At 62.4% G+C, this 12,127-nt stretch carries 11 protein-coding genes and 1 riboswitch; all 11 genes read left to right on the forward strand.

What is annotated here, in order from left to right; genetic code table 11:
- Positions 1–84 precede the first annotated feature (84 nt).
- The 11 genes from miaB to rpsA all read left to right on the forward strand — a co-directional run bounded on the left by miaB (position 85) and on the right by rpsA (position 12,052).
- Complete coding sequence (gene miaB, locus VCK47_RS15680) at positions 85–1,395, forward strand: tRNA (N6-isopentenyl adenosine(37)-C2)-methylthiotransferase MiaB (RefSeq protein ID WP_322891560.1); 1,311 nt, start codon at positions 85–87, stop codon at positions 1,393–1,395.
- 134 nt (positions 1,396–1,529) lie between these two features.
- Complete coding sequence (locus tag VCK47_RS15685; RefSeq protein WP_322891559.1) at positions 1,530–2,534, forward strand: PhoH family protein; 1,005 nt, start codon at positions 1,530–1,532, stop codon at positions 2,532–2,534.
- Complete coding sequence (ybeY, locus tag VCK47_RS15690) at positions 2,531–3,025, forward strand: rRNA maturation RNase YbeY (protein ID WP_322891558.1); 495 nt, start codon at positions 2,531–2,533, stop codon at positions 3,023–3,025. Before VCK47_RS15685 ends, ybeY begins: the two co-directional genes overlap by 4 nt.
- Before the next feature lie 17 nt (positions 3,026–3,042).
- The gene (locus tag VCK47_RS15695) at positions 3,043–3,945 is read left to right on the forward strand and encodes a hemolysin family protein (protein WP_416236684.1); all 903 of its coding nucleotides are present in this window, start codon (positions 3,043–3,045) and stop codon (positions 3,943–3,945) included.
- The gene (gene lnt, locus VCK47_RS15700) at positions 3,938–5,419 is read left to right on the forward strand and encodes an apolipoprotein N-acyltransferase (protein WP_322891557.1); all 1,482 of its coding nucleotides are present in this window, start codon (positions 3,938–3,940) and stop codon (positions 5,417–5,419) included. The genes VCK47_RS15695 and lnt overlap by 8 nt, the downstream gene beginning before the upstream one ends.
- 33 nt (positions 5,420–5,452) lie before the next feature.
- Positions 5,453–5,501: riboswitch (SAM-SAH riboswitch) on the forward strand.
- A 7-nt stretch (positions 5,502–5,508) separates the two neighbouring features.
- Positions 5,509–6,690, forward strand: a complete 1,182-nt coding sequence (gene metK / locus VCK47_RS15705) for a methionine adenosyltransferase (protein WP_322891556.1) — start codon at positions 5,509–5,511, stop codon at positions 6,688–6,690.
- Positions 6,691–6,760: 70 nt separating this feature from the next.
- Positions 6,761–7,474, forward strand: a complete 714-nt coding sequence (gene trmB / locus VCK47_RS15710) for a tRNA (guanosine(46)-N7)-methyltransferase TrmB (RefSeq protein ID WP_322891555.1) — start codon at positions 6,761–6,763, stop codon at positions 7,472–7,474.
- A gap of 108 nt (positions 7,475–7,582) precedes the next feature.
- Positions 7,583–8,935, forward strand: coding sequence for a 3-phosphoshikimate 1-carboxyvinyltransferase (aroA, locus tag VCK47_RS15715; RefSeq protein WP_322891554.1), 1,353 nt, complete (start codon positions 7,583–7,585; stop codon positions 8,933–8,935).
- Positions 8,932–9,540 (forward strand): (d)CMP kinase, encoded by a 609-nt coding sequence (locus VCK47_RS15720; RefSeq protein ID WP_322891553.1) that lies wholly within the window; start codon positions 8,932–8,934, stop codon positions 9,538–9,540. Before aroA ends, VCK47_RS15720 begins: the two co-directional genes overlap by 4 nt.
- Positions 9,540–10,166, forward strand: coding sequence for a CatA-like O-acetyltransferase (locus VCK47_RS15725; RefSeq protein ID WP_322891552.1), 627 nt, complete (start codon positions 9,540–9,542; stop codon positions 10,164–10,166). The genes VCK47_RS15720 and VCK47_RS15725 overlap by 1 nt, the downstream gene beginning before the upstream one ends.
- Positions 10,167–10,381: 215 nt before the next feature.
- Positions 10,382–12,052 carry a 30S ribosomal protein S1 gene (gene rpsA, locus VCK47_RS15730; protein WP_322891551.1) on the forward strand — a complete coding sequence of 557 codons (1,671 nt, stop codon included), beginning with the start codon at positions 10,382–10,384 and terminating at the stop codon, positions 12,050–12,052.
- Positions 12,053–12,127: the final 75 nt, after the last annotated feature.

Consider the following 12,127-nt stretch of genomic DNA (forward strand, 5'->3'; position numbering starts at 1 on the left):
CGCAAATTGTGCCAGATCGCGCCGCATTGCAAGCAAAGCCCCAAGCCGCTAGAACACGCCCGACCCAAGACCGGATAGAACCCCATGACTGCGCCCAAAAAGCTCTTTATCAAGACCTATGGCTGCCAGATGAATGTCTATGACAGCGAACGCATGGCCGAGGCGCTGGGCGGGCAGGGCTATGTGCAGACCGACCGCGCGGATGACGCGGATATGATCCTGCTCAACACCTGCCACATCCGCGAAAAGGCCGCCGAAAAGGTCTATTCCGAACTGGGCCGGATGAAGGTGTTGAAAGACGCGAAACCCGATCTGAAAATCGGGGTGGCGGGCTGCGTGGCACAGGCCGAAGGCGAAGAGATCATGCGCCGTCAGCCGATGGTCGATCTGGTCGTCGGCCCGCAAAGCTATCACCGCCTGCCCGCGATGGAGTTGGCCGTGCAGGGGGGCGCCAAGGCGCTCGACACCGATTTCCCCGATGACGACAAATTCGAGACGCTGAAAACACGCTCCAAGGCCAAACGTGGCCCGACCGCGTTTCTGACCGTGCAGGAAGGCTGCGACAAATTCTGCGCCTTCTGCGTGGTGCCCTATACCCGCGGGGCCGAGGTGTCGCGCCCCTCCGACCGCATCCTGCGCGAGGCGCGTGAACTGGTCGATGCAGGCGTGCGTGAACTGACGCTGCTGGGCCAGAACGTGAACGCCTATCACGGGCATGAGGGCGGTCTGGCAGGCCTGATCTGGGCCTTGGCCGAGATTGACGGGCTCAAACGCATCCGCTTTACCACAAGCCACCCCAACGACATGGATCAGGCGCTGATCGACGCGCATGGAACCTGCGAAAAGCTGATGCCCTATCTGCATCTGCCGGTGCAATCGGGGTCGGACCGTATCCTCAAAGCGATGAACCGCAAGCACACGGCAGCGGATTACCTGCGCCTGATCGACCGCATCCGTGCCGCCCGCCCCGATATCCTGCTGTCGGGCGATTTCATCGTGGGTTTCCCCGGCGAAACCGATCAGGATTTCGAGGATACGCTGCAACTGGTCCGCGATGTGCATTACGGACAGGCCTATTCGTTCAAATACTCGACCCGCCCCGGCACCCCCGCCGCCGAGAAGCCGCAACTGCCCGACAATGTGATGGATGAGCGACTCCAACGCCTGCAGGCCCTGCTGCGCGACCAGCAACAACAGACGCAGGCCAGCATGATCGGACGCGAGGTGAAGGTTCTGTTCGAAAAGGCAGGCCGCGAGGCAGGCCAGATGATCGGCAAATCGGATTACCTGCACGCCGTCTATGCCGATGCGCCCGCCGATGTGCTGGGGCAGGTGCGCCGCGTGCGGATCGTGCAGGACAGCCCCAATTCGCTGAAGGGCGAATTGATCGGCTAGGGTGGGTCAAGACACACCTGACGCGTGGTCTGCGCAACTTTCTGATGGCATTTGCGTGAGAAAGCGATCTGGCGGCTTGCGCCTTGCGGTGTGACTTGCCACGATAGCTATATATAGACTCAGAGGAGAACCGTTTGGCCACTGGTGCACTGACCCCGCCTGCCGACGATATCACAGAATCCGTTCTGGAATTCCCCGACAACTTCTTGTTGATCGACCTTTGCGGCGAATACGACCGCAACCTGACCACCATCGAGGACAAGCTGAGTGTGCAGATCCTGCGCCGTGGCAATCTGTTGGCCGTGATCGGGGAACAGGGGCCGCGTCAGGACGCGCTCGAAGTGCTCAAATCGCTCTATCAGCGGCTTGAACAGGGCCGGTCGCTGGATGCTGGCGATATCGACCGCGAATTGCGGATGGGCCTTGCCAGCACGCCGGGGCCTGCCGACCAGATCGAACTGTTCAAGGGCGAAATCGCGCGGGTCGAGGTCAAGACCCGCAAGAAACTGGTCGAACCCCGCACTGATGCGCAAAAGGCCTATGTGAAGGCACTGTTCGATCATGAAATGGCCTTTGGCATCGGCCCTGCGGGGACGGGCAAGACCTATCTGGCCGTCGCGGTTGGCGTGAACATGCTGATCAACGGCCATGTCGACAAGATCATCCTGTCGCGCCCTGCCGTCGAGGCGGGCGAGAAACTGGGCTATCTGCCCGGCGACATGAAGGACAAGGTCGATCCTTACATGCAGCCATTGTATGACGCCCTGAACGATTTTCTGCCCGGCAAGCAGGCCGCCAAGATGATGGAGGAAAAGGTGATCGAAATCGCGCCTTTGGCCTTCATGCGGGGGCGCACGCTGTCGAACGCCTTTGTCGTGCTGGACGAGGCGCAGAACGCGACCACCATGCAGATGAAGATGTTCCTGACCCGTCTGGGGCAAGGCTCGCGCATGGTGATTACGGGCGATCGTACCCAGATCGACTTGCCGCGCGGGGTGAATTCGGGGCTTTGGGATGCCGAACGCCTGCTAAAGCATATCCCCAAGATCAGCTTTAACTATTTCACCTCGAAAGACGTGGTGCGCCACCCGCTGGTCGCCGCGATCATCGAAGCTTACGAGGCGGATGCCGAAAAGTGACCGTCGATGTCGTGGTGGAAGACCCGCGCTGGGCGGCGGTGGATATCGACGCGCTGGCGCAGCAGGCCAGCGATGCGGTGCTTGACCGGTTGGGCTTGGAACCATCGGTGTTCGAGATTGCGGTTCTGGCCTGTGACGACACGCGCATCGCCGCGTTGAACGCGGATTTTCGCGGCAAACCCCAGCCCACCAACGTGCTGAGCTGGCCATCGGATGAACGCGCGCCCGCCATGGCCGGCGAACTGCCGCTTGCGCCTGATCCGGTGATGGACGCCGAGCTTGGCGATATCGCCATCGCCTATGACACCTGCCTGCGCGAGGCCGAGGCCGCAGGGTCACAATTCGTTCATCATTGTCTGCATTTACTCGTGCATGGCACCCTGCACCTGTTGGGTTTTGACCATGAGCGTGACCTTGATGCCACCCTGATGGAGGGTTTAGAGGTCGAGATACTTGGCAAGATGGGTATCGATAACCCATATAGGGACTGAACGGGGCAAGCCGCCTCATGGAAAAGGACACAATGGGCGATCAAGGCGACGGTTCTTCTAGCGCAGCGCAAAGCGCGCAGCAGGACCAGACAGAGGAACGACCGGGCCTTCTGGCCCGACTTGGACTTGGGTTCGGACCCAAGGCTTCAACAGAAAGCAAAAGCGATACCGCGCAAAGCCTGTCAGCGCCCGCACCCACTGTGCTTGGGATGCTGAACCTGCGCCGGATGCGGGTCGAGGATGTGGCGGTCCCGAAAACCGACATCGTCGCCGTCCCGCTGACCATCACCAAGGATGAACTGGTCAATACCTTTCGCGACAGCGGCATGACCCGTCTGCCGGTGTATGATACAACGCTCGACACGCCTGTCGGCATCGCGAACCTCAAGGATTTCGCGCTGCGCTATGGCTTCAACGGCGGGACGGAAGAACTGGACCTGCGCGACATGCTGCGCCCCTTGCTGTTCGTTCCGCCCTCCATGCCGCTGGGAGTGCTGCTGCAAAAGATGCAGGCCGAACGCATCCATATGGCGCTTGTCATCGACGAATATGGCGGCACCGACGGGCTTCTGACGATCGAGGACCTGATCGAACAGGTCGTGGGCGAGATCGAAGATGAACACGACGTGGCTGAGGCAAAAAGCTGGATCATGGAAAAACCCGGTGTCTATCTGGCGCAGGCCCGCACCGACCTTGAGGATTTCGAGGCCGAGATCGGCATGAACCTGACCGACCATGACGATATCGACGAGGAAGAGATCGACACTCTGGGCGGTCTGGTCACGATGTTGTCCGGCCATCTGCCCGCGCGTGGCGAGGTGATCCAGCACCCCGACGGCCCCGAATTCGAGGTCGTCGATGCCGATCCCCGTCGTATCAAGCGGCTGCGCGTGCGTCTGAACACCACCCGCGATGCTTGACAGGCTGCCGCGCTGGGCGCGCTTTGGCGCGCTTTTCGCGCTGGGCGTGATCGCGGCGCTGGGGCAGGCGCCGCTTGATCTGTGGCCCGCCACGATTGCCGCATTGGCCGTGCTGCTGATACTGCACCGTGACGTCGCGGGCGCCCGTATCGCAGCATGGCGGGTCTGGTTTTTCGGTCTTGGCTATTTCGCTTTCGCGCTGCGCTGGATCGTCGAGCCGTTTCTGGTGGATGCCGCCCGCCACGGCTGGATGGCGCCTTTCGCATTGGTGCTGATGGCGGTTGGCGCGGCCCTGTTCTGGGCTGTCGCAGGCTGGCTTGCCACCCGCATCGCGCCACGCAGCCAGATGATGCTGGCTTTGCTGCTGGTCGCGGTCGAGATGACACGGTCCCTGATCCTGACCGGGTTTCCCTGGGCGCTGCTGGGCCATATCTGGGTGCCGACATGGATGGCGCAGGCCAGCGGTATCGGCGGGCCGCATCTGCTGACAGCGATCACGCTGCTGGCGGCGCTGGCCCTTGCACGCATCGCACGGCGGGCGTGGTGGTCGGGCGGTGCGGCACTGCTGGCGTTGCTACTGGTCGCAGTTCTTTTGCGGCCCGGCCCTGCACCACAGATCGCGGATGACGCGCCTGTCGTGCGGCTGGTGCAGCCCAATGCGCCGCAGCATCTCAAATGGGACCCCGTGTATCGCGAGCAATTCGTCAACCGGCTGGTGGAACTGTCAGGGCAGGGCGACCGGCCTGATCTGATCGTCTGGCCTGAAACGGCGGTGCCTTACCTGCTCAATTACATCATCGACGATCTGAGCCTCTTGGACGGTGCCGCGCGTGGTGCGCCCTTGGTCTTTGGCGTGCAGCGGATGGACGGCGCGGGGCGGTTCTTCAACTCTTTGGTCGTCATGGAACAGGGCGGCAATGTCACCGCCACCTATGACAAGCAGCATCTGGTGCCGTTCGGCGAATACATCCCCTTTGGCGACACATTGGGGCGGTTCGGCATCCGCGGGCTGGCCACGACCGACGGTGGCGGATTTGCCGCAGGCACCGTGCCGGGTCCTGTGGCGATCCCCGGGATCGGGTTGGCCGTGCCGCTGATCTGCTATGAAGGTATCTTTGCCGAAGAAATCGTGACCGGCCCCGACCGCCCACGCCTGTTGCTGTTGATCACCAACGATGGCTGGTTCGGAGAGGCGGCAGGCCCGCATCAGCATCTGGCCCAAGCGCGGCTGCGCGCTATCGAACAAGGGCTGCCGATGGTGCGCGTCGCCAATACCGGCATTTCCGCGATGATCGACGCAGAGGGCCGCATCACGGCCTCGCTGCCGTTGGGGGTAGACGGGGCGCTGGATACGCCGCTGCCCGCCGTACGCGCAGCCCCGCCCTATACGGCTGTGGGCGACTGGCCGGTTGGCCTGTTGTTGCTGCTGGGCATCGCGATCTGCGTCATTAACCGCAAACGCAATAGCGATTGACGCCACCTTGGCCAGACCCTAGACGGGTGGCTGGTTCTGTCACAACGGCTTCCTGGCGTGACAGGTTTTTCATATCGGAGCACGTCCCCATGGCAAGACAAGACTATATCTTCACCTCGGAATCCGTTTCCGAGGGGCACCCGGACAAGGTCTGCGACCGCATTTCCGACGCGGTGCTGGATGCCTTCCTGACCGAAGAGCCGCAAGCGCGGGTCGCCTGCGAAACCTTCGCCACCACCAACCGCGTTGTCATCGGGGGCGAGGTCGGTCTGTCGGACAAATCGAAACTTGCCGATTTCATGGGCCGGATCGACGGGATCGCGCGCGCTGCGATCAAGGATATCGGGTACGAGCAGGACGAATTCCATCACGCCACCTGCGAGATCACGAACCTGCTGCACGGCCAGTCCGCCCATATCGCCAAAGGCGTCGATGCGGCCGAAGGCAAGGACGAAGGGGCAGGCGACCAGGGCATCATGTTCGGCTATGCCACCACCGAAACCGACGCGCTGATGCCGGCACCGATCCAGTATGCCCATGCGATCCTGCGCCGTCTGGCAGAAGTGCGCAAATCGGGTCAGGAACCCACCCTGCGCCCTGATGCGAAAAGCCAGGTGTCTGTGCGTTACGAAGGCGGCAAACCGGTCGAGGTGACCTCGATCGTGCTGTCCACCCAGCACCAGTTCGAAAGCCAGACCAGCGCCGATATCCGTGCCATCGTGGAGCCCTATATCCGCGAGGTCCTGCCCGAAGGGTTCATCACCGACGCGACCAAATGGTGGGTCAACCCCACGGGGACTTTTGTCATCGGCGGTCCTGACGGCGATGCCGGTCTGACAGGGCGCAAGATCATCGTGGATACCTATGGCGGTGCTGCGCCACATGGTGGCGGCGCGTTTTCCGGAAAGGACCCGACCAAGGTGGACCGGTCCGCCGCCTATGCCGCGCGCTATTTGGCGAAAAACGTGGTGGCCGCAGGCATGGCCGAACGCTGCACGATCCAGCTCAGCTATGCGATCGGCGTGGCGCAGCCTTTGTCGATCTATGCCGATACACATGGCACGGGCGAGGTTGATCCTGCCGCCATTGAACGTGCGGTCGCACAGGTCATGGACCTGACGCCGCGCGGCATCCGCGAACATCTGCAATTGAACCGCCCGATCTATGCGCGCACCGCGGCCTACGGCCATTTCGGCCGCGCACCCGAGGCCGACGGCGGGTTCAGCTGGGAAAAGACCGATCTGGTCGAGGCGCTCAAGCGCGCTGTCTGACAAGTAAGGTGGGTCAAGACCCACCTTACTGAGATTGCCATGCGGCGGCGGGATTGCTACACGCCGCCGCATGACCAAGACACATCACCCTTCCGGCGCACCATGGCGCAATTTCTACGGCCGCTTTCGTGGCAAGACGATCCGCGCAAGCCAGCACGATTACCTTGAAAACGACCTTGAGCCCCTGTCGCCCGGTCCGGTGAGTTGGGAGGCCAACCCCGACCGCACCCCCCTTGATCTTGATGCGCTGTTTCCGGGCAAGGATGTCTGGCTTGAAATCGGCTTTGGTGGTGGCGAGCATCTGGTGCATATGGCGCAGACCTATCCCGACATCGGGATCATCGGGGCAGAGCCTTTCATCAATGGTGTGGCGATGCTTTTGGGCAAGATCCGCAAGGCGGAGGTCGAAAACCTTGCCGTGCATCCCGGCGATGTGCGCGATCTGTTCGACGTGCTGCCTGCCGCGTCCATTTCCCGCGCTTTCCTGAACTATCCCGATCCCTGGCCCAAGAAACGCCACCATCGCCGCCGGTTTGTGACGCCCGAACATCTGGCACCCCTGCACCGCGTGATGAAGCGGGGGGCCGTGCTGCGCGTGGCCACCGATATTCCCGACTACGTCCGCCAGACGCTGGAAGAGGTGCCGCGCCAAGGTTTTGACTGGCTGGCTGAAACCCCTGCCGACTGGCGCAAGCCTTGGTCTGACTGGATTTCGACACGCTATGAACAAAAGGCGCTGCGCGAAGGCCGTGTGCCGCATTACCTGACCTTCGTCAGGGTTTAAGAACTCTTAGGCCTCCGGCGGGGATATTTATGCTCGAACGATGGGGGCCGTGATGGACCCTTTGTGCGCACTGCGGTATCAGGGGGCGCAAACACCAAGGAAGTTTTCATGTCATCCCATGCGACCCCCATTCCGATGATGTCCAGCGCCTGTGGCCCCTTGCAGGGTGAGGCCCATGTGCCAGGCGACAAGTCGATCTCGCACCGGTCCTTGATCCTTGGCGCGATGTGCGTGGGCGAGACGCGGATCACCGGCCTCTTGGAAGGCGATGATGTGCTGGATACCGCCAAGGCCATGCGCGCTTTCGGGGCGGAAGTGACCGACCACGGCGGCGGCGAATGGTCGGTGCGCGGGGTCGGCGTAGGCGGCTTTGCGGAACCCGATCAGGTGATCGACTGCGGCAACTCCGGCACCGGCGTGCGCCTGATTATGGGGGCGATGGCGACCACGCCGATCACCGTGACCTTCACCGGCGATGCGTCCTTGAATGGCCGTCCTATGGGGCGCGTGACTGATCCTTTGGCGCTGTTCGGCACGCGGTCGGTGGGTCGCGCGGGGGGGCGGTTGCCGATGACGCTGGTGGGCGCCGCCGATCCGGTGCCTGTGCGGTATGTCGTTCCGGTGCCGTCGGCGCAGGTGAAATCGGCGGTGCTGCTGGCGGGCTTGAACGCCCCCGGCCAGACCGTCGTGATCGAGAAAGAGGCGACGCGCGATCATACAGAGCGCATGTTGCAGGGGTTCGGCGCGACGCTGACCGTGGAAGATACCGAGGAAGGCCGCGTCATCACCCTGACAGGCCAGCCCGAATTGCAGCCGCAGGATATCGTGGTGCCGCGCGATCCGTCCTCGGCGGCGTTTCCGGTTTGTGCGGCGCTGATCGTGCCCGGGTCGGACGTGCTGGTCCCCAATATCGGGCTGAACCCGACGCGCGCAGGCCTGTTCACCACCTTGCAGGACATGGGCGCCGATCTGACATTCGAAAACCTGCGGACTGAAGGCGGCGAGCCTGTGGCCGATCTGCGCGCGCGGTATTCGCCCGACCTGCGCGGGATCACCGTGCCGGCAGAACGTGCCGCCAGCATGATCGACGAATATCCGGTGCTGTCGGTGGTCGCGGCCTTTGCCGAAGGCGTGACAGACATGCCCGGCGTCAAGGAACTCCGTGTCAAGGAAAGCGACCGGATCGACGCCATGGCGCAGGGGCTGCGGGCTGCGGGTGTCACCGTGGACGAAGGCCCTGACTGGTGGCGTGTCACCGGGTTGGGCCATGGCAATGTGCCAGGTGGTGTGACGGTGGCAAGCCGTCTCGACCACCGGATCGCGATGGCGTTTCTGGTCATGGGGATGGCCGCGCAAAAGCCTGTCACCGTGGATGATGCCGCACCGATCACCACGTCTTTCCCGATCTTCGAGCCGCTGATGAATGATCTGGGTGCCGCCATCGCGCGGATCAGCGCATGAGCTTTACCGTCGCCATTGACGGACCTGCGGCGGCGGGCAAAGGCACGATCTCGCGCGCGGTGGCGGCGCATTTCGGGTTCGCGCATCTGGATACGGGGTTGCTTTACCGTGCTGTGGGCGCGCGTGTGCTGGCGGGAGATGATCCTGTGGCGGCAGCGCAGGCGCTCGACCCCGATGATCTGGACAGCGACGCCTTGCGCGGACCGGATGTGGCGCAGGCGGCCAGCCGCGTGGCCACCGACCCGGCTGTGCGCGATGCGCTGACGGCCTTCCAGCGGGGGTTTGCCACGCGTCCCGAAGGGGCTGTGCTGGATGGCCGCGATATTGGCACGGTGGTCTGTCCTGGCGCACAGGTGAAGCTGTTTGTCACCGCCTCGGCCCAGTGCCGCGCCGAACGCCGGTTCAAGGAATTGCGCGACAAGGGTGTAGAGACCACGCTGGAATTCGTGCTCGAGGATGTGCAGGCGCGGGATGCGCGCGACGCAGGCCGCGCGACAGCCCCCTTGGCGGCGGCAGCGGATGCGGTGCTGATTGATACCTCGGACATGACGGTCGATCAGGCCGTGGCAGAGGCGATCGCGGTTGTCGCCGCGGCGCGTGGCTGATGCCAAGCCATCCGGTCGATCTGGCGACATGGCCGCGGGCTGCGCAGTTCCGGTTCTTCCGGACCTATGACCGCCCGCATTATGCCGTGACCTCGCGCCTTGATGTGAGCGCCGTGATGGCGCGCAAGGCTGCGGGGCTGTCGCCTTACCGCGCCTGCCTGCATGCGATTGGTGCGGGCCTTCATGCGGTGCCGGAACTTTGCATGCGGTTTCGCGGCGATGACGTTGTCCGCCATGACATGATCACCCTGTCGATGACTGTGCCGACGCAGGCGGGATCGTTCGGCTATGCCTATGTGCCGTTTGTCGCGGATTTCGACAGCTTCGACCGGCAGGCCAAGGCGCTGATCGACCGGACCGCTGCGGGGGCTGATCTGGCGCCCAATGACGGGGAACGCGACGATCTGGCCTATCTGTCCTGCATGCCGTGGCTCGATTACACCGCGATCACCAATGCGCTGCCGGGGCCGCAGGATTGCATCCCGCGCGTCACATGGGGCCGGATCGTCGATCATGGCGAACGCTCCGATATGGCCATGACGCTCGAGGTGCATCACGCGCTTGTCGACGGGGCGCAGGTTGGCGCCTATTTCACGGCTGTGCAGGACGCGCTTGGCGCGTTCTAAGCGGCAAAACTGCTTGCTTCACTGGCCAAACCCCCCTATACGCCGCCCTGTTGAAGCGCCGATAACAGGCGCGAACGTGAGACTAGAGCGGGGTCGGTAAGCACCGGCCCTGTTGTTTTACATTCGCATCGGCCCGCGACCAAATCGAAACCCAAAGACCGGCGGAGACAACCGCTCGGCCCGTATAAAACCAAACGTTAGGAAAACGACGCCACATGGCAAATACAATGGACGAGTTTGAAGCACTCTTGAACGAAAGCTTCGAAATGGACACACCCGCAGAAGGGTCTGTCGTCAAAGGCAAGGTGATCGCGATCGAAGCGGGCCAGGCCATCATCGATGTCGGCTACAAGATGGAAGGCCGTATCGATCTTAAAGAATTCGCAAATCCCGGCGAAGCCCCTGATATCAAAGTCGGCGACACTGTCGAAGTGTTCCTGCGTCAGGTCGAAAACGCCCGTGGCGAAGCCGTCATTTCCCGTGAAATGGCCCGCCGCGAAGAAGCCTGGGATCGTCTGGAAAAAGCCTATGCTGACGAAGAGCGCGTTGACGGCGCGATCTTTGGCCGCGTCAAAGGCGGGTTCACTGTGGATCTGGGCGGCGCTGTCGCGTTCCTGCCAGGTAGCCAGGTTGACGTGCGTCCCGTGCGCGACGCAGGCCCGTTGATGAACATGAAGCAGCCGTTCCAGATTCTGAAAATGGACCGTCGTCGGGGCAACATCGTTGTGTCGCGCCGTGCGATCCTCGAAGAATCGCGTGCCGAACAGCGCGCCGAAGTCATCGGCAACCTGACCGAAGGTCAGGAAGTGGACGGCGTGGTCAAGAACATCACCGAATACGGTGCCTTCGTTGATCTGGGCGGCGTCGACGGCCTGCTGCACGTCACCGACATGGCATGGCGCCGCGTGAACCACCCATCCGAGATCCTTGCCATCGGCGAGACGATCAAGGTGCAGGTCATCAAGATCAACAAGGAAACGCACCGCATTTCCTTGGGCATGAAGCAGCTTCAGGACGATCCATGGGATGCCGTCGAAGCCAAGTTCAGCCTTGGGTCGGTCCATCAGGGCCGCGTGACCAACATCACAGATTACGGCGCATTTGTTGAGCTGGAAGCCGGCGTTGAAGGTCTGGTCCACGTGTCCGAGATGTCCTGGACCAAGAAAAACGTCCACCCCGGCAAGATCGTTTCGACCTCTCAGGAAGTCGAAGTCATGGTGCTGGAAATCGACAGCGCAAAGCGTCGCGTGTCGCTTGGTCTCAAGCAGACACAGCGTAACCCATGGGAAGTGTTCGCAGAAACCCATCCCGAGGGCACCGAGGTCGAAGGCGAAGTCAAGAACATCACCGAATTCGGTCTGTTCATCGGCCTGCCCGGCGACATCGACGGCATGGTCCACCTGTCCGACCTGACATGGGATGGCCGTGGCGAAGACGTGATCGGCGATTTCCGCAAGGGTGACGTGGTCAAGGCCAAGGTTGCCGAAGTTGATGTGGAAAAAGAACGCATCAGCCTGTCGATCAAGGCGCTGGACGGTGATCCGTTCGCAGATGCCATTGGCGGCGTGAAGCGCGGCTCGATCATCACCGTCGAAGTCACCAAGATCGAAGACGGCGGCATCGAGGTCGAATACGAAGGCATGAAGTCGTTCATCCGTCGTTCCGATCTGTCGCGTGACCGTGCCGAACAGCGCCCCGAGCGTTTCGGCGTCGGTGACAAGGTCGACGTGCGCGTGACCAACATCGACAGCAAGACCCGCAAGCTGGGCCTGTCGATCAAGGCACGCGAGATCGCGGAAGAAAAAGAAGCCGTCGAACAGTTCGGCTCCTCGGATTCCGGTGCCTCGCTGGGCGACATTCTGGGTGCCGCGCTCAAGCGCGACTAATACCATCCCAGATTGCAAGTTCAGCCCCGTCGCAAGCGATTGCGGCGGGGCTTTCGTTTGGGCAGGGACGAATCG

The sequence above is a fragment of the Yoonia sp. 72 genome, assembly GCF_034652275.1.
Lineage (GTDB): Bacteria > Pseudomonadota > Alphaproteobacteria > Rhodobacterales > Rhodobacteraceae > Yoonia.

What these genes read in the sequence shown, in the direction of transcription:
- miaB (WP_322891560.1), top strand. Translation starts at nt 85, where the DNA reads ATGACTGCGCCCAAAAAGCTCTTTATCAAGACCTATGGCTGCCAGATG.
- VCK47_RS15695 (WP_416236684.1), top strand. Translation starts at nt 3,043, where the DNA reads ATGGAAAAGGACACAATGGGCGATCAAGGCGACGGTTCTTCTAGCGCA.
- lnt (WP_322891557.1), top strand. Translation starts at nt 3,938, where the DNA reads ATGCTTGACAGGCTGCCGCGCTGGGCGCGCTTTGGCGCGCTTTTCGCG.
- metK (WP_322891556.1), top strand. Translation starts at nt 5,509, where the DNA reads ATGGCAAGACAAGACTATATCTTCACCTCGGAATCCGTTTCCGAGGGG.
- trmB (WP_322891555.1), top strand. Translation starts at nt 6,761, where the DNA reads ATGACCAAGACACATCACCCTTCCGGCGCACCATGGCGCAATTTCTAC.
- aroA (WP_322891554.1), top strand. Translation starts at nt 7,583, where the DNA reads ATGTCATCCCATGCGACCCCCATTCCGATGATGTCCAGCGCCTGTGGC.
- VCK47_RS15720 (WP_322891553.1), top strand. Translation starts at nt 8,932, where the DNA reads ATGAGCTTTACCGTCGCCATTGACGGACCTGCGGCGGCGGGCAAAGGC.
- VCK47_RS15725 (WP_322891552.1), top strand. Translation starts at nt 9,540, where the DNA reads ATGCCAAGCCATCCGGTCGATCTGGCGACATGGCCGCGGGCTGCGCAG.
- rpsA (WP_322891551.1), top strand. Translation starts at nt 10,382, where the DNA reads ATGGCAAATACAATGGACGAGTTTGAAGCACTCTTGAACGAAAGCTTC.